The organism is Pseudomonas sp. BO3-4 (assembly GCF_034044115.1).
In the GTDB taxonomy this organism is placed as follows: Bacteria; Pseudomonadota; Gammaproteobacteria; order Pseudomonadales; family Pseudomonadaceae; genus Aquipseudomonas; species Aquipseudomonas alloputida.
Genome location: NZ_CP139018.1, coordinates 1,724,841 through 1,749,038 on the forward strand (window position 1 = coordinate 1,724,841; position 24,198 = coordinate 1,749,038).

Annotated in this window: 27 protein-coding genes and 4 pseudogenes; 20 read left to right on the plus strand and 11 right to left on the minus strand. The window is 58.5% G+C overall.

Features of this window, described 5'->3' with window-relative positions; all coding sequences use genetic code 11:
* The first annotated feature begins 2 nt into the window (after positions 1-2).
* The 13 genes and pseudogenes from REH59_RS08015 (at position 3) to REH59_RS08075 (ending at position 12,658) form a co-directional block, all read left to right on the plus strand.
* Positions 3-419, plus strand: coding sequence for a hypothetical protein (locus REH59_RS08015; protein ID WP_004577461.1), 417 nt, complete (start codon positions 3-5; stop codon positions 417-419).
* Positions 420-1,044: 625 nt separating this feature from the next.
* On the plus strand, positions 1,045-1,221 hold the full coding sequence (locus REH59_RS08020) for a hypothetical protein (protein WP_320450467.1): 177 nt from the start codon (positions 1,045-1,047) through the stop codon (positions 1,219-1,221).
* Between the two features lie 38 nt (positions 1,222-1,259).
* The gene (locus REH59_RS08025) at positions 1,260-2,198 is read left to right on the plus strand and encodes a 2-hydroxyacid dehydrogenase (protein WP_014860681.1); all 939 of its coding nucleotides are present in this window, start codon (positions 1,260-1,262) and stop codon (positions 2,196-2,198) included.
* A 51-nt stretch (positions 2,199-2,249) separates the two neighbouring features.
* Positions 2,250-3,038, plus strand: coding sequence for a PhzF family phenazine biosynthesis protein (locus tag REH59_RS08030; protein WP_014860680.1), 789 nt, complete (start codon positions 2,250-2,252; stop codon positions 3,036-3,038).
* A 139-nt stretch (positions 3,039-3,177) separates the two neighbouring features.
* Entirely contained in the window at positions 3,178-3,585 is a 408-nt protein-coding gene (locus REH59_RS08035; protein WP_014860679.1) for a GFA family protein, read from the plus strand.
* 127 nt (positions 3,586-3,712) lie between these two features.
* Positions 3,713-3,901 (plus strand): annotated as a pseudogene (locus REH59_RS08040) (FKBP-type peptidyl-prolyl cis-trans isomerase); the annotation flags it as partial.
* Between the two features lie 731 nt (positions 3,902-4,632).
* Entirely contained in the window at positions 4,633-5,019 is a 387-nt protein-coding gene (locus REH59_RS08045) for a hypothetical protein (protein ID WP_320450468.1), read from the plus strand.
* An 11-nt stretch (positions 5,020-5,030) separates the two neighbouring features.
* The gene (locus tag REH59_RS08050; protein ID WP_320450469.1) at positions 5,031-5,561 is read left to right on the plus strand and encodes a hypothetical protein; all 531 of its coding nucleotides are present in this window, start codon (positions 5,031-5,033) and stop codon (positions 5,559-5,561) included.
* Positions 5,562-5,832: 271 nt separating this feature from the next.
* On the plus strand, positions 5,833-7,371 hold the full coding sequence (locus tag REH59_RS08055; protein ID WP_320450470.1) for a hypothetical protein: 1,539 nt from the start codon (positions 5,833-5,835) through the stop codon (positions 7,369-7,371).
* 804 nt (positions 7,372-8,175) lie between these two features.
* A complete protein-coding gene (locus REH59_RS08060) occupies positions 8,176-9,858 on the plus strand; it encodes a Mu transposase C-terminal domain-containing protein (RefSeq protein ID WP_010791757.1) in 1,683 nt (560 codons plus the stop codon).
* Positions 9,859-9,860: 2 nt separating this feature from the next.
* On the plus strand, positions 9,861-10,769 hold the full coding sequence (locus tag REH59_RS08065) for a TniB family NTP-binding protein (protein WP_000393453.1): 909 nt from the start codon (positions 9,861-9,863) through the stop codon (positions 10,767-10,769).
* The gene (locus tag REH59_RS08070) at positions 10,766-11,983 is read left to right on the plus strand and encodes a TniQ family protein (protein WP_011405615.1); all 1,218 of its coding nucleotides are present in this window, start codon (positions 10,766-10,768) and stop codon (positions 11,981-11,983) included. The genes REH59_RS08065 and REH59_RS08070 overlap by 4 nt, the downstream gene beginning before the upstream one ends.
* 60 nt (positions 11,984-12,043) lie before the next feature.
* Positions 12,044-12,658, plus strand: coding sequence for a recombinase family protein (locus REH59_RS08075; protein WP_010981357.1), 615 nt, complete (start codon positions 12,044-12,046; stop codon positions 12,656-12,658).
* A gap of 38 nt (positions 12,659-12,696) precedes the next feature.
* On the opposite strand, the pseudogene REH59_RS08080 reads toward REH59_RS08075, so the two are convergent.
* From REH59_RS08080 to merB (REH59_RS08095), 4 genes and pseudogenes are all read right to left on the minus strand, one after another.
* Positions 12,697-12,984 (minus strand): annotated as a pseudogene (locus tag REH59_RS08080) (DUF3330 domain-containing protein); the annotation flags it as partial.
* 48 nt (positions 12,985-13,032) lie between these two features.
* Entirely contained in the window at positions 13,033-13,269 is a 237-nt protein-coding gene (merE, locus tag REH59_RS08085; protein WP_005413392.1) for a broad-spectrum mercury transporter MerE, read from the minus strand.
* Positions 13,266-13,631: a mercury resistance co-regulator MerD gene (gene merD / locus REH59_RS08090; protein ID WP_000995361.1), complete on the minus strand. Its 366-nt coding sequence runs from the start codon at positions 13,629-13,631 to the stop codon at positions 13,266-13,268. Before merD (REH59_RS08090) ends, merE begins: the two co-directional genes overlap by 4 nt.
* A gap of 111 nt (positions 13,632-13,742) precedes the next feature.
* Positions 13,743-14,381, minus strand: coding sequence for an organomercurial lyase MerB (gene merB, locus REH59_RS08095; protein WP_011405612.1), 639 nt, complete (start codon positions 14,379-14,381; stop codon positions 13,743-13,745).
* Between the two features lie 68 nt (positions 14,382-14,449).
* Here merB (REH59_RS08095) and REH59_RS08100 point away from each other — a divergent pair, with 68 nt between their 5' ends.
* Positions 14,450-14,884 carry a mercury resistance transcriptional regulator MerR gene (locus REH59_RS08100; RefSeq protein WP_010981353.1) on the plus strand — a complete coding sequence of 145 codons (435 nt, stop codon included), beginning with the start codon at positions 14,450-14,452 and terminating at the stop codon, positions 14,882-14,884.
* A gap of 84 nt (positions 14,885-14,968) precedes the next feature.
* Positions 14,969-15,427 carry a hypothetical protein gene (locus REH59_RS08105; protein ID WP_011405611.1) on the plus strand — a complete coding sequence of 153 codons (459 nt, stop codon included), beginning with the start codon at positions 14,969-14,971 and terminating at the stop codon, positions 15,425-15,427.
* Between the two features lie 90 nt (positions 15,428-15,517).
* On the opposite strand, the pseudogene merD (REH59_RS08110) reads toward REH59_RS08105, so the two are convergent.
* From merD (REH59_RS08110) to REH59_RS08135, 6 genes and pseudogenes are all read right to left on the minus strand, one after another.
* Positions 15,518-15,865, minus strand: a pseudogene (gene merD, locus REH59_RS08110) (mercuric resistance transcriptional repressor MerD).
* Entirely contained in the window at positions 15,862-16,500 is a 639-nt protein-coding gene (merB, locus tag REH59_RS08115) for an organomercurial lyase MerB (RefSeq protein WP_011405610.1), read from the minus strand. Before merB (REH59_RS08115) ends, merD (REH59_RS08110) begins: the two are co-directional and overlap by 4 nt.
* A gap of 80 nt (positions 16,501-16,580) precedes the next feature.
* Complete coding sequence (merG, locus tag REH59_RS08120; protein WP_231990915.1) at positions 16,581-17,189, minus strand: phenylmercury resistance protein MerG; 609 nt, start codon at positions 17,187-17,189, stop codon at positions 16,581-16,583.
* Between the two features lie 80 nt (positions 17,190-17,269).
* Positions 17,270-18,979 (minus strand): mercury(II) reductase, encoded by a 1,710-nt coding sequence (merA, locus tag REH59_RS08125; protein WP_011405608.1) that lies wholly within the window; start codon positions 18,977-18,979, stop codon positions 17,270-17,272.
* A gap of 187 nt (positions 18,980-19,166) precedes the next feature.
* Complete coding sequence (gene merP / locus REH59_RS08130; RefSeq protein ID WP_011405607.1) at positions 19,167-19,442, minus strand: mercury resistance system periplasmic binding protein MerP; 276 nt, start codon at positions 19,440-19,442, stop codon at positions 19,167-19,169.
* Between the two features lie 13 nt (positions 19,443-19,455).
* Positions 19,456-19,806 carry a mercuric transport protein MerT gene (locus REH59_RS08135; protein ID WP_001294663.1) on the minus strand — a complete coding sequence of 117 codons (351 nt, stop codon included), beginning with the start codon at positions 19,804-19,806 and terminating at the stop codon, positions 19,456-19,458.
* A 71-nt stretch (positions 19,807-19,877) separates the two neighbouring features.
* On the opposite strand from REH59_RS08135, the gene REH59_RS08140 reads away from it, so the two are divergent.
* The 3 genes from REH59_RS08140 to REH59_RS08150 all read left to right on the plus strand — a co-directional run bounded on the left by REH59_RS08140 (position 19,878) and on the right by REH59_RS08150 (position 21,165).
* Positions 19,878-20,312: a mercury resistance transcriptional regulator MerR gene (locus REH59_RS08140; RefSeq protein ID WP_032490487.1), complete on the plus strand. Its 435-nt coding sequence runs from the start codon at positions 19,878-19,880 to the stop codon at positions 20,310-20,312.
* A 71-nt stretch (positions 20,313-20,383) separates the two neighbouring features.
* Positions 20,384-20,911, plus strand: a complete 528-nt coding sequence (locus REH59_RS08145) for a recombinase family protein (RefSeq protein WP_320450471.1) — start codon at positions 20,384-20,386, stop codon at positions 20,909-20,911.
* A 44-nt stretch (positions 20,912-20,955) separates the two neighbouring features.
* Positions 20,956-21,165, plus strand: a complete 210-nt coding sequence (locus REH59_RS08150) for a hypothetical protein (protein WP_320450472.1) — start codon at positions 20,956-20,958, stop codon at positions 21,163-21,165.
* A 282-nt stretch (positions 21,166-21,447) separates the two neighbouring features.
* Here REH59_RS08150 and REH59_RS08155 read toward each other — a convergent pair whose 3' ends face one another.
* A complete protein-coding gene (locus tag REH59_RS08155; RefSeq protein WP_320450473.1) occupies positions 21,448-23,079 on the minus strand; it encodes a recombinase family protein in 1,632 nt (543 codons plus the stop codon).
* Positions 23,080-23,131: 52 nt separating this feature from the next.
* On the opposite strand from REH59_RS08155, the pseudogene REH59_RS08160 reads away from it, so the two are divergent.
* Positions 23,132-23,293 (plus strand): annotated as a pseudogene (locus tag REH59_RS08160) (FKBP-type peptidyl-prolyl cis-trans isomerase); the annotation flags it as partial.
* 231 nt (positions 23,294-23,524) lie between these two features.
* The gene (locus tag REH59_RS08165) at positions 23,525-24,187 is read left to right on the plus strand and encodes a histidine phosphatase family protein (protein ID WP_014860678.1); all 663 of its coding nucleotides are present in this window, start codon (positions 23,525-23,527) and stop codon (positions 24,185-24,187) included.
* Positions 24,188-24,198 lie beyond the last annotated feature (11 nt).

Consider the following 24,198-nt stretch of genomic DNA (forward strand, 5'->3'; position numbering starts at 1 on the left):
CCATGCACAGCACCGTCCGCCTGACCCTGATTACCTTGGCCCTGGGTTTGTCTGCGTGTACGGTGCATGAGCCGTACGAGCAGCCCGCGCCACCGATCGAGCGTGTGCCGCCTTCGGGGCCGGTGGTCAAGCCCTTGCCGGGCAGGCAGCCTTCCACTCAGCCGAGCAAGCCGGCGGCGATACCCAAGCCCATGCCGCGCACCTCGGCCAGCTTTGCGCCACCGCCTGGCGGGGCAAGTCACTGGGATCCCAAGCTGGGTGTATATGTGTTGGAGAAGCAGCCCAATACCTTCTACCGGCAGCGTACCTACTATCGGTTTGATAACGGCTGGAGCTGGTCGTTGAGCCCGAATGGGCCTTGGCAGGAAACTGACAGCAGTGGTGTACCCGGTGGGTTAGGGCGCGCGTTCGCGCAGTAACGCTGTTTCTGTATCTGCTTATTCTGCTTCTGCTTTTGCTTGTAAGCGCGCGGTAGTTCAGGCGACGCAGATTGCGACTTCAGGAGGCCGAGCGCAGGGCTTGCGAAGGGAGGTGACGGGCATGGATGCCCGTCAAGCGCTGAGGCCCCATGGATGGGGCCTGCAGCGCGTACTCCCGGGAGCAAGACCGTAGCGAGGGAACCCCGGAGCGTAGCGCAGGGGCCGGATGATAGGAGCCAGCGTTTTTTGGTTACTTTTTGTCGCGTTTGACAAAAAGTGACCCGCCGTAAGGGCGGAAAGGTGACTGTGCGCCACCTGCGCGAATGAATACCTACTCGATGTGAATGCCCACATCCAAGAAGCAAGAAGCAAGAAGCAAGAAGCAAGAAGCAAATTCGTCTGTTTTGACTCAGCGAACAGTCCATTCGCGATGGCGACGCTGACTCACCTTTTCGCCCTTACGGCGAGTCACTTTTTGTCAAACGCGACAAAAAGTAACCAAAAAACGCTGCGCTCCCATCATCCGGCCCCTGCGCTGCGCTCCGGGGTCCCCTCTCTCCGGCCTCGCTCCCGGGAGGACCGCGCTGCAGGCCCCATCCTGGGGCCCAGCGCTTGACGGGCATCCATGCCCGTCACCTCCCTCCGCAAGGCCTGCGTTCGGCCTCCTGAAGTCGCGAAGATCAAGATCAAGATCAAGATCAAGATCAAGATCAACAGCAACAGCAACAGCAACAGCAACAGCAACAGCAACAGCACAGTACAGTTTTGCCTTGTTATTTCCATTGACTGTACCGGCCGGTGACTCCGCATAATGACGCCTCGAATTCACCCGGAGGTGGCATGAGCAAGACAGTCCTGGTACTGGTGGAAACCGTCGACGATTACCTGCCCATGCTGGAGCAGGCCGGTTACCACCTGATCCGTGCCCCTTCGCCGCAACTGCGCGCCGATGCCATTCATCGCCACGCCGAAGAAATCGATGCGGTACTCACCCGTGGGCCGCTGGGGCTATCCGCCACCGAAATTGATGCATTACCCAGATTGCAGATCATCTGCGTGATCGGCGCCGGCTACGAGCAGGTCGACCTGGCCGCCGCCGCCGCACGCGGCATAACCGTCACCAATGGCGCCGGGGCCAATGCCGCAGCCGTCGCCGACCACACCCTGGCCCTGCTGCTGGCGCTGCTGCGCGACATTCCTCGTGCCGATGCCAGCACGCGGCGCGGTGAATGGAACCGGGTGATCAGCCCCTCCGTGAGTGGCAAACGCCTGGGCATTCTCGGCCTCGGCGCAGTGGGGCTGGCGATCGCCAAGCGGGCCCACTTGGGCTTCGACATGCCCGTCAGCTACCACAGCCGCACACCACGCCAGGATGTGCCCTATGCCTGGTACGACAGCCCTCGGCACTTGGCTGAAGCCGTCGACATCCTGGTGGTGGCCACCCCCGGTGGCGCCAACACCCGGCATCTGGTCGATGCCCACGTCCTTCAGGCCCTGGGCGCTGAAGGCTATCTGGTGAACATCGCCCGTGCCAGCGTGGTCGACACGCAGGCCCTGATTGCCGTATTGCAGCGTGGCCAGCTGGCTGGCGCCGCGCTGGATGTTTTCGATGACGAGCCAGCAGTGCCCGATGCACTCAAGGCCTTGCCCAACACTGTGCTCACACCCCACGTGGCTGGCCAATCGCCAGAAGCCGCGCGCGACACGGTGGCCTTGGTGCTGCGCAACCTGCAGGCGTTCTTTGCCGGTGAGCCAGTTTTGACCCCGGTACGCCCGTAGCCCTTTTCCAGATATCTGCCTGGCAGCGCCCAGGTAACAAGGAGTGTGTGCATGCAACTCGAAATCTTCCAGGTCGATGCCTTTTCAACTGAACCGTTCGGTGGCAACCCGGCCGCAGTGATCCCGCTGGACAGCTGGCTGCCGGACGATGTGCTGCAGCGCATCGCTGAAGAAAACAACCTGTCAGAAACAGCCTACTTCGTGCGCAAAGGCGAAACGTTCGACCTGCGTTGGTTCACCCCCACCGTGGAAGTCGACCTGTGCGGCCATGCTACCTTGGCCTCGGCTTACGTGCTGTTCGAGCAACTGGGTGAGCAGGCGCAAGTACTGCGCTTCAACACCCGCAGTGGCGAGCTGCGTGTCAGCCGCAGCACTGATGGCCTGCTGGCCATGGACTTCCCGGCCAAACAACCCGTAGCGGTGGACACGCCGGCGGGCCTGCTGCAGGCGCTGGGCTTGAGCCAGGCGAAGGCGGTGTACCGTAGCGACGATTATGTGGTGGTGATCGATGACGCCATGCTGCTCGAAACGTTGAAACCCGACTTTGTTGCGCTGTCGGCCTTCGACGTCCGTGGCATTGCCGTGACCGCGGCAGGGCGTGGCTTTGACGTCGTCACCCGCTGGTTCGGCCCGCGGGTTGGTGTGAATGAAGACCCGGTAACCGGCTCGGCGCACACTTCGCTGGCACCGGTATGGGCCCAGAGGCTGGGCAAGAACGTGCTGAGCTGCGAGCAGGGCGGGGCACGCAAAGGGCAGTTGCAGTGCGAAGTGCCGGGCAATGGCCGCGTAATCATCAGTGGGCGGGCGGCGTTGTACCTGCGTGGTACTGCGTACATCTAGCCGTGAGTGCGATGCCCTGTAGCAGACAGCCAGCCCTTTTGGGCTGCGCTGTCTCGCAGAGTACAAAAGCAGCAAGCAAGCGGCTTTCGCGGCGGGCTTCTATAATTGCAGGCCCATCTTTGCATTCGAGGAGCCACCCATGGCCCTGGAAAAACAAGGCACCTGCCTGTGCGGCGACACGCGGCTGACGGTCACCGTCGACAATACCCATATCAGCGCTTGTCATTGCAGCATGTGCCGCAAGTGGACCGGCGGCCCGCTGCTGGTGGTGCACTGCAGCAAGCCTCCGCTGATCGAAGGGCGTGCGCCCAGCGTCTATGATTCGTCCGACTGGGCCCAGCGTGCTTTCTGTGGCCGCTGTGGTACGCACCTGTACTACCGGCTCAAGGCCAACGACTTCCATGCCGTGCCGGTCGGCCTGCTCGATGGCGACCAAGCCTGGGATTTCGACCTGCAGATCTTCGTCGAAGAGAAACCCGCGTGGTACTGCTTCGCCAATCAGACCAAGGAGCTGTCCGGCCAAGAGGTGTTCGAGCAGAACAGCTGATTCAACGTCATGTCTGTACGGAGGCATTCCGTCGGCGAATGCCTCCGGACATTTCTGCGTGAACTTGCCAAACCGGTGCATTCCTGAGAAAAGGGCGGTTTTGTTTTTCAGCGTTTGGAGTGTACCCGTGAGCCAAGAACTGCAGATCATCGACCTGGTCGAGGGTGACGGCAAAGCCGCCGTCAAAGGTGCCCTGATCACCACCCAGTACACCGGCTGGCTGGCCGATGGCAGCGAGTTCGACTCGTCCTGGTCGCGCGGTAAGCCGTTCCAGTGCGTGATCGGTACCGGCAGGGTAATCAAAGGCTGGGAGCAGCTATTTCATATGTAGGTTTATAAATGGGCAAGGTTTCCCGCACTTACCGACCGTTCATCCAATAGCCAGATAAAATAGTTGCATTACTGACTGAATTATGCTTGACAATTTCGACGGTCCGTGGTAAGGTAATGATCTTCAGTGGAAGACCCCACTCGATCCTTTCGCTATAACCCCCCATACCCCCCTGCTAATACGACGACCGGAACGGAAAGGCCGTGTCTGCGTATTCTCTTGCCTGTTACCGATCCAGGGCAGCATGATCGGGACGAATTGCATAGGGTCGCAATAGTTGTACCGGATGGTTAAGTGCGCTTCAGGAGCCTTAACTTAGAGGTATTCTCCGGCCAGGAGAGCAACGCAACTGGCCACTCTTTTATAGACTCGCCCCGCAACGGGGTAAATCGCACATCAGAGTGCACCCGCAACACCCAACTACCGTTCAGCGTAACTTACCCCCCAGCCTCTAACGGGCGACGGGTTCCTTTTGCCCGCTGTTCACAACCAATTCATAAGGTAAACAATATGAAACAACGACCGCTACGCCGTCACAAGTGTGAAGGTTGCTCCCGCACCTTCTACTCTCGCAGTCCACTAAGTCGATTCTGCAACTCAACTTGCCAGTCACGTACATGGAAGAAGAACAACACCGCTAGCCAAGAGCAACTAGAGCAAGAGTACCTTGCCCAGGAAGCAGAGAAGGCAGCCCAGCAAGATACGGAAGCCGCTTAATGACCAGTAATAATATCTGGCTCGAAGTTCGCAAGGACAACGGAGCCATCTTGTCGTACTTCCTGGAGAAGCCTGAAGCACCATCTGCAATAGTGGATTATGTCCAGGCAACTAAGGACGAACTGCTATACCTCAATGCTTTGGAAGACTTTATATTCTCGGCGGGAATGGTAGCCACTCTAGATGACCTTGTGGGCCATAGAGAGCGTCTACAAGCGGCGAAGAAGAAAGTCGCAATCCTACCCACAGGGTCGAATAAGAAGCCCTCACAGAAGCCTGCGGAGAGTGCTACAAAGTCCAGTGGCAATAAGCAGAAGATAACCAAGAAGCTCACCAAGTCAGAATTTATGGCGGGCTTTAAACAGATTAACCGATCACATAAATAAGGAAAGCAATAATGACGGACGCTACACATGCCTACGGCGATAAGGTCGTAGAATTCTTCAAGCACGACGACACAGAACTACAGCAACTACTTGACCAGCGAGTTGCCCGGTACAACAGCAACTCAGAGGGGCTGGGCTACAAGGGGCTAGCAGGCAATGTTGACTTTGTGCGCCACAAGCCACTTGAGATGTCCATGATCGAAATGCAAGATGAGATAGTGCAGGGCTACAGGATCGTTAAGCTCAATGTCGAAGCACTATTCTTAAAGGCCATTCTCCGGAAGCCAGAGAAGACGATTAAAGCAGACCTGCGAAAGTTAGAAGAGCTGGTGCGTGCCGAATACGACCAGAGTCGCTATGAGCGTAATGTCGTCGAGACTGCCCGCCAAGTAGAAATCACCATCTCAATGCAGCGTCGTAAAGCAGAAGCCAAGGCGGCAGCAGAGCAAGCAGCAGTACTGGCCGCACAGCAAGCAAGTGAAGAAGCAGCCGCCCTGGCCGACCTTCGCCGCGCCTACGCGGAGCCTGCCGAGGTGGCCTAACTGGCCCCTTGCGTAAGTACTTGAAGGCGGCAGGTAGTATAGATTCTGTCCGCCTTAATCGTTCAAACCTGCATGGCACTAGGACTCCAGCCCAATCAGCTATGCACAATTCCAGTAGGAACCTACATGCGAATCTCAGTATACCGGCCTGAACATCAAGCGAAGTTGCTTCGCTTAATGGAGTACACAGGCGTCATTAACCCAACCCGACTAATTGAGCAATTGATTGTTGAAGCTGCCATGCGGCTTGATTCCCTAGAGAGTGGAACGAATGTCACCAAGCAAGACCAAGAAGAACAACACCCGTAACTACAGTTACACCTGCGTTACCTGCAGCAGCCCGTACACAGGACGCCGAGAGCAGGCGGACAAGACCAAGCGCTTCTGCAAAGATAGCTGTAGAAAGGCCAAGTCTAGGGGCGCTGATAAAGCAACAAAGCGGCAGTCTCGCATAGAAGAACAGTTCACCCGGTTCTGTAAGAACAGCTTCGGGCAGTGGATTGTCAGGGAGTGCATCAAGGCAAACACCGTCTGTATCATGACGGGCCACACCACTGCTTCGCTATTCGAGCTAGAGCAGTTCCATAACCGGTACTACAAGTGCTATGGCTTCAACCCTGATGAGCGGAAGTCTGTGTACCACCGCTGCCACATCCAAGCCCGTATTGGCGTAGATGGATCAGTAGGTGCGTTACACCCACTTAACCTGTTCATCGGTCTATCGCTGCTTAACCAGCAAGCCGGTAACAAGTTCATTTCAGCAGATACGGGGCTGAGCATTCCTGCCCACAAGCTGCTAAAGAAGTGGCAAGTAGGCGTAGGCGATACCAACAAGCAGGTAGCGAAGAAGGTACGTGCGTTGCTGGGCGAAGAGTTCGTTGAATATCTGGCCCAGTCCGGTGCTTTGAAGCTGGACACGCTGCACACCCTTGCCCGGCAAATCTACAACCGGCAGCAGAAGGGCACAGCCGTGCGGGAATTGGAAGACCGCTATACGCTTGGCCAGCTTGAACAGCTACCGCTTGAGCAGCTAGAGCTGATGGATGCCTACCAGCGTGGCAAAGGTTCGTACACTAGGTTTAAGTCCGATAAGCACACCCGTGCTTCCCTGTGTGTGTATGCAGATGAGTTAGAGCGGATGGCAGCGGTATCACCATCACAGCGCCACCGCGATAACTGCACTTTTATGCTTGGTCTGGTACGGGTGCTTGGCATCTACATCGCACAGGGCGAAAGTCGGGTGGACAGTGACCACAGAAGCTTCCTACCGCAGGATGCTTTCAGATGGCAGCCGCTAACTTACCTGAACTGGCAACAGCCGTGGGGCAAGCCCAACCAGCAGCTTATAGACGCTGACCACAGCCTGCTGATCGAGAGCATCACCGACCACTGCTACCACGCACTATCAGGTGCAGACATTCCCAAGGGTTTGCTACGTGCTCGCCTGCTGAAGCGGCTGGATGTGGCCACACTGGTGCCAACAGTGCTTGCGCCAACTGGATGGCAATACGCAGAGGTTGGCTCCTGGGAGAAGTTCATCGATGGTTTATATGCGAATGCAGAGTCCGTGTGGCAGTCACTGCTAACCCTGGACCTTTGCACACCCGAGCAGATTGACGAAGCACGTACAGGGCTGCTCTGGAGCCTGCAAGAGTCGATTGAAGATGCACGTTACCATTACCGGAACCAGTACCAGTACACAGTGCGATGGCACTGGAAGGGCTACCCTGCGCATCTGGAATACCCGCCGATCTTTGTTGACTTGTTGCAGGCGGGCGGTTGTGAGATGGTCGAACCGCTGGTGGCATAGGTGGATCAGCTATGAGCCATCTCCCGTAACTAATCGCAGAACTATCCACTATCCACTATCTTACGGGCACCAACGCCAGTGCTGGCATACCCTCACACCCGTGGGAGCCCCCATTTACGGGGCCTCCATTACAGGCAGTCTAAGCCGATGACGCCACACGGCCTTATCTCTCGCAATTCCGTGGAGTTCTCGCGCCAGCGTGCCTGGGCTTCCCCCACTGGGGGAGTAGTAAGCCTTTGCAACGCAATACCTTGGATTCTGCTTACCGTTGCTCGCTCCAAACTTGGGTTCAGTGCCGACAACCGATAGGGGCCAGTATTTGGGCTTCTAAGCCATTATTCCGGCCTTGCCATTGGTAGGGCTATGTCATTCAGCCCGCCTCTGTGCGGGCTTTCTTGTTAGCGGTGGAAAGCAGCCGGTGGGGCGGGAGGGGAGCAGGCAGAGCGGCCCTACCCGTATTCAATGAGGTAAACGCCAGCGGCTACAAGTTGGTGAATACAAAACCCTTCAGAATTCCGTATTCATTAGGCTTGCTTTTGATATTGAATACACCTATACTCTCTGCATCTAGAGGTAAATGAATACAGAGGGCGGGGAAATGGCAAAGGTCGGATACATTCGCGTTAGCTCCGTTGACCAGAACACCGAACGTCAACTTGATTGTCATTTTCAGAAGACGACTGCACCAATTGACGGGGCGTAACGCCAGATGTGCAGGCGACTCCTGACAACGCAATATCAGAAGTCATCTGCACCAATCTCGACTATGCTCAATACTCGTGTGCACCAAAGCGAGGTGTGAGCATGGCGTCAGACACATCATTGATTGCCGAGCAAGGCGTGGCCACCCTGCCCGATGCGGCTTGGGCGCAGGCCCGGCAACGGGCGGAAATCATCGGGCCGCTGGCAGCGCTTGATGTGGTCGGGCATGAAGCCGCCGATGCCGCTGCTCACGCGCTTGGCCTGTCCAGGCGGCAGGTGTATGTCCTAATCCGCCGTGCCCGGCAAGGTGCTGGGCTTGTGACGGACCTGGCTCGCAGCCGATCCGGCGGCGGAAAAGGCAAGGGACGCTTGCCGGAATCAGTTGAGCGCATCATCCGCGAGTTGCTGCAAAAGCGCTTCCTGACCAAGCAGAAGCGTAGCCTGGCAGCGTTCCACCGCGAGGTCGCGCAGGCTTGCAAAGCGCAAAAGCTGCGGGCGCCGGCGCGCAACACCGTGGCTCTGCGGATCGCCGGCCTCGATCCGCTCAAGGCCACTCGCCGCCGGGAAGGTCAGGATGCGTCCCGCAGCCTGCAAGGTGTCGGTGGTGAGCCTCCCGCCGTGACCGCGCCACTGGAACAAGTGCAGATTGATCACACGGTCATCGACCTGATCGTGGTGGACGAGCGCGACCGGCAACCGATTGGCCGTCCGTATCTGACCATCGCCATCGACGTGTTTACCCGCTGCGTGCTCGGCATGGTCGTCACGCTGGAAGCGCCGTCATCTGTTTCGGTCGGCCTGTGCCTTGTGCATGTCGCCTGCGACAAGCGTCCCTGGCTGGAGGGTCTGAACATAGAAATGGAGTGGCCGATGAGCGGCAAGCCCAGGCTGCTCTACCTGGACAACGCGGCCGAGTTCAAGAGCGAAGCGCTACGCCGAGGCTGCGAGCAGCATGGCATCCGGCTTGACTATCGCCCGCTCGGGCAGCCGCACTACGGCGGCATCGTGGAACGGATCATCGGCACGGCGATGCAGATGATCCACGACGAATTGCCAGGGACGACCTTCTCCAACCCTGACCAGCGCGGCGACTACGATTCCGAAAACAAGGCCGCCCTGACGCTGCGTGAGCTGGAGCGCTGGCTCACATTGGCGGTCGGCACCTACCACGGCTCCGTGCACAACGGCCTGCTCCAGCCGCCGGCAGCGCGCTGGGCCGAAGCTATCGCGCGGACCGGCGTGCCAACCGTCATCACTCGCACCACGGCTTTTCTGGTCGATTTTCTGCCCATCATCCGCCGCACGCTGACCCGCACCGGCTTCGTCATCGACCACATCCATTACTACGCCGATGCGCTCAAGCCGTGGATAGCTCGGCGCGACCGCTTGCCTGCGTTCCTGATCCGGCGCGACCCGCGCGACATCAGCCGCATTTGGGTGCTGGAGCCGGAGGGGCAGCACTATCTGGAAATTCCATACCGCACCTTGTCGCACCCGGCTGTCACCCTCTGGGAACAACGACAGGCGCTGGCGAAATTGCGGCAGCAAGGGCGCGAACAGGTGGATGAGTCGGCGCTGTTTCGCATGATCGGCCAGATGCGCGAAATCGTGTCCACCGCGCAGAAAGCTACGCGCAAGGCGCGGCGCGACGCGGATCGACGCCAGCATCTCAAGGCAACGGCAGTTCTTTTCAAAACCACGCCACCACCGGACGCGGACATGGCTGACCCGCAGGCAGACAACCAGCCACCTGCCAAACCGTTCGACCAGATTGAGGAGTGGTAGCCGTGGAAGAATATCCCATCATCGACTTGTCCCACCTGATGCCGGTGGCCCAGGGCTTGGCCCGTCTTCCGGCGGACGAACGCATCCATCGCCTTCGCGCTGACCGCTGGATCGGCTATCCGCGAGCAGTCGAGGCGCTGAATCGGCTGGAAGCCCTGTATGCGTGGCCGAACAAACAACGCATGCCCAACCTGCTGTTGGTCGGTCCAACCAACAACGGCAAGTCGATGATCGTCGAGAAATTCCGCCGCACCCACCCGGCCAGCTCCGACGCCGACCAGGAGCACATTCCGGTACTGGTCGTGCAGATGCCATCCGAACCGTCGGTAATCCGCTTCTACGTCGCGCTACTTGCCGCGATGGGCGCGCCATTGCGCCCGCGCCCACGGCTGCCGGAAATGGAGCAATTGGCGCTGGCACTGCTACGCAAGGTCGGCGTGCGCATGCTGGTGATCGACGAATTGCACAACGTCCTGGCCGGCAACAGCGTCAACCGCCGGGAATTCCTCAACCTGCTGCGTTTCCTCGGCAACGAGCTGCGCATCCCGCTGGTCGGGGTCGGCACACGCGATGCCTACTTGGCGATCCGCTCGGACGACCAGTTGGAAAACCGCTTCGAGCCGATGATGCTGCCGGTGTGGGAGGCCAACGACGATTGCTGCTCACTGCTGGCCAGCTTCGCGGCTTCGCTCCCGCTGCGGCGACCCTCGTCGATTGCCACGCTGGATATGGCCCGCTACCTGCTCACGCGCAGCGAGGGCACCATCGGCGAGCTGGCGCACCTGTTGATGGCGGCGGCCGTCGCTGCCGTGGAGAGCGGTGAGGAAGCGATCAACCATCGCACGCTCAGCATGGCCGATTACACCGGTCCCAGCGAGCGGCGGCGGCAATTCGAGCGGGAACTGATGTGAAGCCAGCGCCACACTGGCCACTGCATCCGGCTCCCAGGGAAGGCGAAGCCTTGTCTTCGTGGCTCAACCGCGTGGCCCTTTGCTATCACATGGAGGTGTCCGAGCTGCTGGAGCACGATCTTGGTCACGGCCAGGTTGATGACCTGGACACCGCGCCACCACTGGCGCTGCTGGCGATGCTCTCCCAGCGGAGCGGCATCGAGCCGGACCGGCTGCGTTGCATGAGTTTCGCCGGCTGGGTGCCTTGGCTACTGGACAGCCTTGATGATCAGATTCCAGATGCATTGGAAACCTATGCGTTCCAGCTCTCGGTGCTGCTGCCGAAACTCCGCCGTAGGACGCGATCCATCACGAGCTGGCGTGCCTGGCTGCCCAGCCAGCCGATACATCGCGCCTGCCCGCTCTGTCTGAACGATCCGGAGAACCAAGCCGTACTGCTCGCGTGGAAGCTGCCCCTGATGCTGAGCTGCCCACTGCATGGCTGCTGGCTGGAATCCTATTGGGGCGTGCCAGGGCGGTTTCTCGGCTGGGAGAACGCCGACGCCGAACCGCGCACTGCCAGCGACGCGATTGCGGCGATGGACCAGCGTACCTGGCAGGCACTGACGACCGGCCACGTGGAGTTGCCGCGCCGACGCATCCACGCCGGATTGTGGTTTAGGCTGCTACGCACGCTGCTCGATGAGCTGAACACCCCGCTTTCGACGTGCGGCACCTACGCGGGGTATCTCCGCCAAATCTGGGAATGCTGCGGGCATCCGCTGCGTGCTGGGCAAAGTCTGTGGCGACCGTATGAAACCCTGAACCCGGCAGTACGGTTGCAGATGCTGGAGGCGGCGGCAACGGCAATCAGCTTGATTGAGGTGAGGGATATAAGCCCGCCAGGCGAGCACGCAAAGCTATTCTGGTCCGAGCCCCAAACCGGGTTCACCAGTGGCCTGCCGGCGAAAGCGCCGAAGCCCGAACCCGTCGATCACTGGCAGCGTGCAATCCAGGCCATTGATGAGGCCATCATTGAAGCACGACACAACCCCGAGACGGCACGCTCGCTGTTCGCGTTGGCTTCCTATGGTCGGCGCGACCCCGCTTCCTTGGAACAGTTGCGCGCCACCTTCGCGAAGGAAGGCATCCCCCCGGAATTTCTGTCACATTATGAGCCTAGCCTACCCTTTGCATGCCTTAGACAGAATGACGGGTTAAGTGACAAATTTTGACGTGCAGAGCTTCCCGATGCAAACTGTCACATAATCGAACGTATATGTGACAGGTACAAGATGCTGATTGGCTACATGCGAGTATCGAAGGCGGATGGCTCCCAGGCGACGGACTTGCAGCGCGATGCGCTGGTCGCGGCCGGTGTTGATCCGGCGCATCTCTATGAAGACCAAGCGTCCGGAAAACGCGAGGATCGTCCCGGTCTGGCGAGCTGTCTGAAGGCACTACGGCCAGGCGACACGTTGGTCGTTTGGAAACTGGATCGGCTCGGGCGCGACCTGCGCCATCTGATCAATACCGTCCATGACCTGACCGGACGCGGCATCGGCCTCAAGGTGCTGACCGGGCACGGCGCGGCCATTGACACCACGACCGCCGCCGGCAAGCTGGTCTTCGGTATCTTCGCCGCGCTGGCCGAGTTCGAGCGCGAGTTGATCGCCGAGCGCACCGTGGCGGGCCTGGCCTCAGCACGGGCACGCGGCCGGAAAGGCGGCCGGCCGTTCAAGATGACCGCCGCCAAGCTGCGGCTGGCGATGGCGGCAATGGGGCAGTCAGAGACCAAGGTCGGCGACCTGTGCCAGGAACTTGGCATCACGCGGCAGACCCTGTATCGGCATATTTCACCCAAGGGCGAGCTACGTCCAGATGGCGAGAAGCTACTCAGCCGAATTTGATGCCGACATGAGGCGACGTAGCGAAAGCGTGGTTTGTCTCAATTTGACGGCGGCGAACCGCAAGCGTTCGGTTCGCCGCTCGTTTCGGTCGCAGTGCTGGCCCGCGCCTGGAAACGTTGATAACACTCCAGCCCGCAGAAGTGCTCGACGTACTCCGCGCCTTCCGGTGTGAAGGCGGCATCGAGCGGAATTTCCTTGCAGCACACGCAGCAACTGGTGGCGGTCGGATCATTTGCATTCATGGTGGCACCCCTCCATTGACTGACGAAGACGGCGAATGCCGCCGCCGGCATCGGCTTTGCGAACAGAAAGCCTTGCCCGCGCTCGAACGCTTGGGCCCTCCGCCGTAGTCCATCCATCCGGCCGGGAAGCGCTCATGATCTTTCCCTGAATGCCCGCAACGCCCGCGCCAGTGACAGAAGAAACAGGCCGGTCAAACCGAGCGCCGTGATGACCCAATACTCGACAAGGAATGCACCGGCGGTTGTGCCGGCCAGCACGGCAGCGAGGATGGACAGGTGGCAGGGGCAAGTCAGCACGGCCAGCGTGCCCCACAGGTAGCCGGTGAACGGTTTGTGCGTCTCGGCCGGCATGCGCTCGGGGCTGTTCATGGCAAACTCTCCGCATGCTGTGCCGGCGCGGTCGGCATGGCGGCCAACTGCACTTCCAGATTGGCCAACGCTTCGCGCCGGCGTTCGACGAACTGACGCAGCACAGCAAGCTGCGCGGCAGTTTCATCGCAGTTCGCCGCATCCAGCGCCCGGCACAGCCGCGCCAATGCGCCGAGGCCGATGCCCGCCTCGAAGGCGGCCCGCACGAAGCACAGTCGCTGCAAGGCGGCGTCATCGAACAGGCCGTAGCCACCCGTGGTGCAGGCGACTGGCCGCAGCAATCCGCGCAGCAGGTAGTCGCGCACGATATGCACGCTCACCCCGGCATCAAGGGCCAGCCGGGACACCGTGTAGGCGTTCATCGAACACCTCCTTTTGGTCGGTTCACGGCAATGCATATACCGTTTCGCCGAGTTCAATCCGCGCGCTGCGAATCCGATGCCGGTGCCGTAGAACATTGGGTCGATATCCGATCACGGTGTCCTAGATGACATGGTCTGCAACAGATGTCGATTAAACTCCTGGCCCAAGCCGAAAGCCTCGTGGACACTGACGATCGCCAATCCTTCCAATCCTTGATGCTTGGAGGCCCAGTCTTCCGCCGTCGGGACAGATGCAAAGAAATGTACATGGCAACAGAAGGACTGACGAACGTCGGCTGCTTCCTGCGGCAATACCAAGGACACCGCCATGCCGGCAGGTTCGACAGCCTGTATCTCGCTGGGTGAAACCGTAAGCGAAACGGGTGCTCCAGTTGCAGCGCAATGCGACGAGACGCGAGCTGTACGGCCGATTAACGCCGGGAGCATCAGGGTGTCCAGCGCGCACCAGGCATACAGCCGGCGGTTGTCAATTTCCAAGACATGCGACGTCTCGCGCAAGGTGAGGACATAGCCGATGATGTTCCCATCGTTGTCGTATTCGGTACTGGTGGCTTGTTCGAGCACAGCCGCCACTTGCTCAGCGGGCCAGCCAAGAGTCCTGGCAAGCGTAGTTCGCGAAATCGGGCGTCCCTTGGCAAGTTCACCCAGTAGCGCGACCAAGAACTCCGCAAAACCTTTGGGCCGGTTGGTCGGGGTGAGACGTTCTAAAATATATGGGGCGAGCTTCATGGTTCCATCTCCTATTTGAATTGGATAGCGTAACCTTACTTCCGTACTCATGTACGGAGTCAAGCGGTATGGAAAATAATTTGGAGAACCTGACCATTGGCGTTTTTGCCAAGGCAGCCGGCGTCAACGTGGAGACCATCCGGTTCTATCAGCGCAAGGGCTTGTTGCCCGAGCCGGACAAGCCCTATGGCAGCATTCGCCGCTATGGCGCGGCGGACGTGACACGGGTGCGATTCGTGAAATCGGCCCAGCGGTTGGGCTTCAGCCTGGATGAAATCGCCGAGTTGCTGCGGCTCGACGATGGCACCCACTGCGAGGAGGCCAGCAGCCTGGCCGAGCACAAGCTCCAAGACGTGCGCGAGAAGATGGCCGATTTGGCGCGCATGGAGGCTGTGCTGTCTGACCTGGTGTGCGCCTGCCATTCGCGGCAGGGGAATGTTTCGTGTCCGCTGATTGCGTCGTTGCAAGGTGGAACGAGCTTGGCAGGGGCTTCCACAGCTTAGCGTGCTTTATTTTCCGTTTTCTGAGGTGCCCCCTACCAGCAACGCACCGCCGAAGACCGGCAGCAGGAGCGCGAGCAATTCCAGATGGTTAACCGGGGCCTGAAAGACCAGATTCAAGACCTGCAAAACCGGCTCATCCAAGCCGAGTCAAGAGCGTCCGAGCTGATAGACACTAATGCGCAATTACAACGACAAACGCATGAGCTCGAACAGGCCAATGCGATGCACAAAAGCACCTTGGATAGGCAAGTGGCCGATATCCAGAACTTGGAGCATCAACTTAACGACGCCTCGGCAAAAAACCGGGAGCGGAAGCATGAAAGCAAACAATTGGCGGATAATATTGCCGCACTCGCAAGCCAGAAAGCAGATGCCGATAAGCAGGTGGCCGTACTATCCCAAGCATTAGAGGTCACCAAAACGGATCTGAAAGCCTCTCAGAATAGAGCGGAAGTTCTGTCCGATGAGAACAAGTTGATTCTTCAGGAAAAAGCGGTGATTCAGGGGCAGTTTAAGCAGCTTCAGGAGTCACTGTCGCGATAAAGGCTTTAGTCAAACATTCATCGAAAAAGCTATATTAATCAATATATTATATACGAAGTGGCTAATTCCAACGCTTTTACCGGCCGGACCTCAAGTAGCTGCACCGGCCGCCATTTCATTCAAAGAGGCCTCGACGACAGTCAAAACTGTTCGACGCACGTCGATCTTCCATCGCACGCGCTCGACGCATCGGTCCAGGCTTTCGCTATCGTCTGCGTCCAATGCTTTGCAAAGTCGCGCCAGTTCGTCGAGCCCAATTCCGGACTCGAAGGCTGCGCGGAGAAACCGCAGCCTTCCGAGTGTTTTGTCATCGAAAATGTTCTAGCCACTTTCGGTTCGCCGAGCAGGGTGCAACAAGCCGCGTATCATGTAGTCGCGCACGACATGCACGCTGACGCAAGCATCATCAGCCAGCTTCGATATCGAGTACGCATTCATACTGGGCTTTCCTCGCAGTCCTCTAGCAGCTTAAGCGCGACATCATGACCAAGGTCGAACGCACTCTCGACAGGCACGACCTCAATCCCTTGGTGGGTCGAAGCCCACGAATTTGCAATAGACGGAGACGCAAAGAAATGCACATGACAGCAAAACGAACAACGAATGTCGGGCGAAGTATCCGGAGTTCGCAGTGAAACCATTGCTTCTGCCGGTTCGACATGAAGCACTGCTTCTGGTGCAACGGTGAGAGTGATCGGCCTACCGGTGGCGGCGCAGCGGGAAGTGACACGGGCAATCTTGCCGGTCAAGGCGGGAAACATCAAGGTGTCCAGCGCACACCATGTGTACAAATGACGGCCATCCACCTCAAAAACGTGAGAGGTTTCACGTAGTGTCAGCCCCAGTCCAATGATATTGGCCTCGTCGTCATATTCCGTACCAGGTGCCTGCTCAAGTACCGTTGCAACTCTCGCTCCAGACCATCCGAGTGCGCCGGCGAGCTTTTCGCGTGATACAGGTCCCCCCATCGCTAGCTGTCGGAGCAGCGCGACAAAGAGCGTTGCGAACTCTTTAGGATGATTGCCAGATGAAAGGCTTTCGGCAATCTTTTTGGAATAAATAGTCTTGTCCATTTTCCACCTGTTATATCGGGCAGCGATCAACCGGGATAAACCTTACTCGGCGGTTACGTCCTGCGCTTAACAAAGACGAATTACTTTGTGCCTTGCCGGCGTTGCCATTCCTCGGCCAGCAGCTGGGCTTGCTGTAACTGTTCGGGCTTCATTTGAGCTGCATAGTCTGCAACGACTTTTGCTGCTGTCGGTTCTCCCGACGCTGCGGCCAGACTCATCCACTGGTATGCCTGCACCTGGTCGGGCGCGATGTCGGTAAGACCCTTTGCAAACAGCTGGGCCAGCCTGACTTGAGCCTGCGTGTGTCCCTGCTCGGCAGCGAGGCGGTACCACTTGAAAGCCTCTGCATCGTTGGCAGGAGCCGCACGCCCATTCTTATACATACCGTCGACTTCACTTCCGTAGAGGCGCCCGAGGTTGAACTGTGCATCGGCTTCACCCTGCTCGGCCGCCCTGCGGAACCACTGGATCGATGCCGCGTGGTTTTGCTTTACGCCCATACCGCATTTGTACGCAAGACCCATGATGTTCTGAGCCATGGCATCGCCAGCCCTGGCCTTCTTTTCCCAATCACTGACGGTCTCTGGCGACAATGTTTCAATCGCGGCGCCGAGCTTAGAAAAATCATAAGCCGCCAACGCTTGGTTTGGCATGCCTAACGTTGCGGTACTTGCCAGTACGATCGTCAAGCACGCGCGTACACGGCGTAATTTAAGTCTGATGTCACAAAACATAAAAACTCCTCTGTCCCTGTTTTGGTGCCCAAGGTTTAGCCGGCACAGCACGATAGCTGTGTCACATCCTTCGAAAAAGTCTGTGCCACCAGTTTGAGACCTTCAACCATGGTGAGGTAAGGGAAAAGCTGGTTAGCCAGATCCTGGACGGTCATGCGGGCCCGGATGGCAATCGCGGCAGTCTGGATGATTTCGCCTGCTTCCGGTGTCACAGCCTGGACTCCGAGAATGCGTCCGGACCCTGCCTCAGCAACAAGCTTGATAAAGCCGCGGGTGTCGAAGTTGGCGAGTGCACGCGGCACATTGTCGAGCGTGAGCGTACGGCTTTCGGTTTGCAGACCAATGCGCTGGGCCTCTGCTTCACTGTAGCCTACCGTGGCAACTTGCGGATCGGTGAACACGACTGCCGGCATGGCGTCGAGATCGAGCTTTACGTCGCCGCCGGTCATATTAATGCCAGCCCGGGTACCAGCCGCGGCTGCAACGTAGACGTACTGAGGCTGGTCAGTGCAGTCGCCAGCTGCGTAAATGTTCGAAGCACTCGTGCGCATGCCTTGATCGATCAGGATGCGATGTTGCGAGTCAAACGTCACACCTGCGCGCTCGAGATTCAGGCTTGCGGTATTTGGCGTGCGGCCGGTGGCAACAAGCAATTGATCCACCTTTAACTCGCCCTGCGCGGTCGTCAGGATGAATTGGCGGTCGCAATAGGTCACGGCACTCGCCTGCGTCTGTGTCAGCACCGTGATGCCTTCCGCACGGAAAGCTGCAGTCACGGCCTCGCCAATGGCAGGGTCGTCACTGGCAAACAAGGTGCGCCGGGCCAGGACCGTCACCTCGCTGCCCAAGCGCGCAAACGCTTGTGCCAGTTCCAGTGCTACGACCGAGGCGCCAATTACTGCCAGCCGTTTAGGAATGGCTTCGCTAACCAGGGCTTCGGTGGACGTCCAATATGGCGTTCCTGCAAGACCAGGCAACGGCGGGATGGCAGCGCTTGCACCAGTGGCAATGAGACAGCGATCGAAGGCCACTTCGCGAGTGTCACCTTCTGCCGCTTCCACGATAAGCGTTTGGCCATCCTTGAATCGGGCGCTGCCTCGCACCAGATTGATCGACGGATTGCTTTCGAGGATGCTTTCATATTTAGCATGACGCAGCTCGTCCACACGGGCCTGCTGTTGCGCCAGCAGACGGTCACGCAGGACAACTGGGGGCGTTGCCGACAGTCCCACGTCAAAAGGACTTTCGCGTCGCAGATGAGCGATATGCGCTGCCCGAATCATGATCTTAGAAGGGACGCAGCCCACGTTGACGCAGGTGCCGCCGATAGTTCCCCGCTCGATCAGGGTGACACGGGCACCGTTTTCAGCTGCCTTCAGCGCTGCTGCCACAGCGGCGCCGCCAGTACCGATGATCGCCACATGCAGCTGACCTGCCGGTTTCTCCACCGCGCGCTCGCCGCTCAGCCACTGGGCGGCTTTGCCAAGGAGTCCTGGCTGTTCAACACTGCGCTCTTTGCTTTCAAATTCGTCTGTAGGCGTAGCACCGTAACCAAGGGCGCCCACTGCTGCTACGAGCGCGGACACGTCAAGCCTATTGCCTGTGACTTGCGCCTTGTTCGATGGATAATCGACAGCCGCTCGCGTTACGCCGGGGACCGCCAGCAGCGCGTCCTCAACGTGCCTTGTACAACTTGGGCAAGTCATTCCCGCCACGCTCAAACCAACTTCGTTTAACTCTTGCATTCCGCTCTCTCTTTTATCCGTTGTGCCCAAGCCAACTAGTACGACGCCTCGGTCACTGAATCGGTTGTGCGCTTCAGGGAACAGGCTCCGTGGGTCGTTTACAGGCTGCTCACGCGATGACGACCGGCAGAATCGCCTGAGCGGCATCTCTGCCGTGGTTCTAGCGATGCTGCCGTTATTTGTTGCCTTACTTCTTCAGCTCAGATGGGTAGCCTACATCCGTCGTCGCCTTGCTAAGCGCCTGGACGTTGGTCTTCGCATCGTCAAACGTTACGACGGCAAGCTTGGTTGAGAAGTCGACCTCGGTCTTGCTAACACCGTCGACCTTGCTCAAGGCCTTTTTAATGGTGATAGGACAAGTCGCGCAGGTCATGCCAGGAACGGCCAAGGTGACCGTCTGCGTGGCGGCCCACACCGGGGCAACAGCGGCGGCGAGGGCAAGGGAGGCAAACAGTTTCTTCATGATGAACTCCTGGTTAATAGAAAAATGGAACGACATAGGGAAATCCAAGCGCGACCAGGACCAGCACGGCCACGATCCAGAAAATCAGCTTGTAGGTGGCGCGCACCTGCGGAATCGCGCAGACCTCACCTGGCTTGCATGCCTGCACGGGCCGGTAAATCCGCTTCCAGGCGAAGAACAGCGCCACTAGCGCCGCGCCGATGAACAACGGTCGATAGGGTTCCAGCACCGTCAGGTTGCCGATCCAAGCACCGGAGAAGCCCAGGGCGACCAGTACTAGCGGCCCCAGGCAGCAGGTCGATGCAAGAATGGCGGCCAGCCCGCCGGCGAAGAGCGCACCGCGCCCGTTTTGTGGTTCAGACATACGTTGGCCCTTTTGAATTTGGATTGGATAGCGTAACCTTACTTCCGTACTCATGTACGGAGTCAAGCGATATGGAAAATAATTTGGAAAACCTGACCATTGGCGTTTTTGCCAAGGCGGCCGGGGTCAACGTGGAGACAATCCGCTTCTATCAGCGCAAGGGCCTGTTGCCGGAACCGGACAAGCCTTACGGCAGCATCCGCCGCTATGGGGAGGCGGACGTGGTTCGGGTGAAATTCGTGAAATCGGCACAGCGGCTGGGGTTCAGTCTGGACGAGATTGCCGAGCTGTTGCGGCTCGACGATGGCACCCACTGCGAGGAGGCCAGCAGCCTGGCCGAGCACAAGCTCCAAGACGTGCGCGAGAAGATGGCCGATTTGGCGCGCATGGAGGCTGTGCTGTCTGACCTGGTGTGCGCCTGCCATTCGCGGCAGGGGAATGTTTCGTGTCCGCTGATTGCGTCGTTGCAAGGTGGAACGAGCTTGGCAGGGGCTTCCACAGCTTAGCGTGCTTTATTTTCCGTTTTCTGAGACGACCACAGATCAGAAAAGACTGTGCAGCCGACTCTTGATATTCCGTGCAGTCACCTTCTGAAAATGACATTGATGGCATCGCCCTGGACAAGGTTTTCACCGAGAAGGTAAGCGGTGCCACGACTGACCGCCCCCAGCTCCAGGCGATGCTTGAATACGTGCGAGAGGGTGACACGATTGTTGTCCACTCGATTGACCGCCTTGCCCGTTCCCTGGCCGACCTGCTCAAGTTGGTGGAAGACCTGACCAAGCGGGGCGTCCATATCCGCTTCAACAAGGAACAACTTGAGTTCACTGGCGAGGACAACCCGACCCAGCACCTTATGCTCTCGATGATGGGGGCAGTGGCCCAGTTTGAGCGTGCGATGATTAAGGAACGTCAACGGGAAGGCATCGCCAAGGCCAAGCAGAAAGGCGTTTACAAGGGCCGTACTAAGACCGTGGATGACGCTGCTATCCGTGCCGCAATCGTTGGTGACGGGGTAACTAAGGGCTTGTCATTCCGTCAGGCTGCTGAGAGCCTTGGCGTAAGCCTGAGTACCGTGCAGCGTGCAATGAAGGCCAGTGCATAGTCTGGCTTTGCCCAGGTAATAGTGGTCACTAGGAGGCTAGGTGTATGGACGACGATAAGGCCGATGCTATGGCGAACGCCCTTGAAGCCCTGCATATGAACCAGACTGCCTTGAGGGCAGCGGTTGAAGAGGTCAGTACATGGATAAGGCAGCGGGGGTCAGTCAATGTCCACGATAACGTGATGACCACGCTGGAGGCGCTAGACCTCCAGGCAAGCAGCATCGCCTCTGCAATAGAACGCCTACGCTCATAGCCGCCTTCGGGGCGGCTTTTTAGTACCTGCTCATATTTCTACGAAATCCTGCCGGGTGGCCCTTCCTGTAGCTAAGGGCGTTAGGCACCGACCCACCCTTAGCCGACTCTGGCCGGTTGCCCAGTGCCCCGCTGCATATTTGCGCCCCATCAGAGCCAATGCCGCTTACGAAAGGCAGAGGTCGCGTTTGAAAATTCAGGGGCGCCAGGGTGGCAAGACTTTGCCTCAAAAGTGAGGCAGGCCCGGCCCTGGGGAATGGTCCCGAGTTGGACCATTCTGGCGTCACGGTTGATGCTTATTCTTCCTTCTAAGGAACGGAAGCAGGGGGCTAATCTCCAACCCATCGTCTATAGGTGTCACGACCTTCGGCACAAGGTGAGGTTTCGGGAAGACTCGTATCATCTCGTCCATGGGCTTGATTTGCAGTCCGGTTACTTTGTCGTAGGTCTCAGGCATAGCTCCAGTGTCATAGTTTCGGAGCAGGTAGTGTCCCGTTGACCGATCAACTCCTTTATATGCCCATTCGAGTCCTTCCTCGTCCGGCCAGTCTACCGTCATCCGTCCATCGACAAACACGTTGATCGCGTAGCCTACCCCTTTAAGCAGGGCGGCTAGTTTTACTGAATCGTTCTCTAGCAGGTCATCTTCCACCTTGACGGCGCCGAGGGTATCCACCGGGCTCTCGGTTCGCTCCATCAATATCAGTTCGGCATTCAGTGCTTCCCGCTCGGCTTTCAAGACTTTGAGCTGAGCCGTGATTTCGTCCAAGTCTCCCGCAGCATCGGCCAGCTTTACCAGTGTGGTGATCTTCTGTCCAACGGCATCCAGTTCTCCTTGGATGGCGAGTATTCGTTTCTGATTTACGGTCAGTTGCTGACGCTGGAACGCGGCTTCGACCGCTGCTAGCGATGTGTTGACGCGGATGTGATCAAGAACCGGTTTCGGGATGGTACGTGTGTTGTCGCACCCTGCATCTTTCAGCCGCTGCCGGTTAAGGCACCGCATGCTATGGGGTCGCCCTTCCTTGTTCTGCATAATGTAGTTACCGCCGCAGTGACCGCATTTGACTAGCCCGACGAGGAAGTGTTTCGCAGTCTTTGCGGGGCGCTTGGTCTTTGCGTCTTTACCGCGTTGTTGCGCGAGTATGAAAAGCTCCGGCTCAATGATCGGAGGGTAAGCGTTCGGGATATCGTTCCAGTATCCAATGGCAGTTTTGTTCCTGAGCCAACCCTCCACGGTTGGGCCGGAACAAGTCGCCAACTCAGGTTCTCCAGTCTCCCGCATCCTCACGCCAATAGTGGCCTTGCCCACCCCTGCGGTGTACAGCTCAAATGCGGCTTTAACGTGCTTGGCGATACGTTCAATAACAGCCCCATCTGTAGTAAGCCAGACAGGTGTCCACCGCTTCACTTGTTCACCCGACTTTGCTCTTTCCTCACGTATGCGATAAGACGCCTTGGTTCGGCGGGATAGGTTCTCAGAATACTGATTAGCAGCTTGGATCTGTGCCACCAGCATATAGATGTGAGAGCCGTTGACGCTGGTGCGGTTGTAAACGTTGCCATCGTTAAGGGTGATGATGGATACGCCCGCTTGAAGAATCGGGGTAAGGATGCCGAGCATATCCACTGTGTCCATTCGACCTGTCCGGTCAATGGCTTCGACCAGGACAACATCGCCTTCTTTAATGGCGCCAGCTTTGACCGCTGCAAGTAGCTTTGCGAAGCCACCCCCTTCTTTGATGTGGTCGCCGTGGTAGCCGGACTTCGCTAGGTCCTGGAATTTCAGGCTGCTCAACCAGAAGGTGGGGTTGTTCTTTAGCCAGTCGGCAATCATGGCTGTTTGGCGTTCAACTGAGGTTCCGCCATGTTGGCGGACGCTGGAGAACCGGACGTACGAGATAGCCTGTGGCATGTGCCCTCCTTGATGGTGGGCAGCATAGCATTCTTAGGGTCACATTCAAAGAATGTGGGATCAAGGCCTGATGGGCATGCGCGTAGGTGGCAAGCGCAAGCTGCTGGTACCGGCGCACCTGGGGTATGGCGAACGCAGCGTGGGGGCGATCCCGCCGAATTCGGACCTGACCTTCGAGATTGAACTGCTGGAAGTGCTCACGCGGGATGATTGAGTGTTCGCGTTGCAACCCGAGGTTCTTGCACCTTACACAATTGCGCAACACCCAGCCCCTAATCTAGGCCTTGCCTAGGGAACGGCATCCACCTCCAGGGAGGAACCAAACGGGTTCAGGGCACTCTGACCCTCACTCGTGCCAAGGATGGCATTCACTACTAGGACGCCCTCTAACGGGTGGCGATGTGGCGGGTAAACCCGATTTTCTCTGCCACACGAGCCTGCCTTGATGAAGTTGCCAACATTCTTTCGCCGTCGCCGTCACTTGCTGCTGAGCCTGGTGCTCACTGCCATCGCCGCGCCGTTGGCGCTGGAGGCTGTCGAAAGCCGGGCGCAACCGGTGGATGGCACCCAGACCCTGGTGTTTCTGCGTCATGGCGAGAAGCCGGGCGAGGGGCTCGGGCAGTTGAATTGCCAGGGCCTCAACCGTGCGCTGGACCTGGCCACTGTACTGCCCGAGCGCTTCGGCAAGGCCGACTATGTGTTTGCCGCCAACCCCACGCGGCATGTCGAGGAAGGCAGCCGGGATGAAAGCTACAGCTACATCCGCCCATTGATGACCATCACCCCCAGTGCCATCCGCCTCGGCTTACCGGTGAATATCGACTACGGCGCCAACGACACCGCTGAACTGGCCGATGAGTTGCTGAGCGACAAATACCGCAATGCGACCATCTATACCGCCTGGTCCCACGGCTACCTGCCGGAACTGATCAACACGGTGGCCGGCAAGGCCTTGGGGGAGGAGCGGGTGATCACCGAGGACTGGAGCGGCGAAGACTTCGACACCCTCTACGTACTGACCCTGACCTGGCACGATGGCAAGGCCAGTCTGCTGAGCCGCAATGTGCGCCAGGGCCTGAATGACGGTGCGCATAGCTGCCCGACCTGATCCGCTGGTAC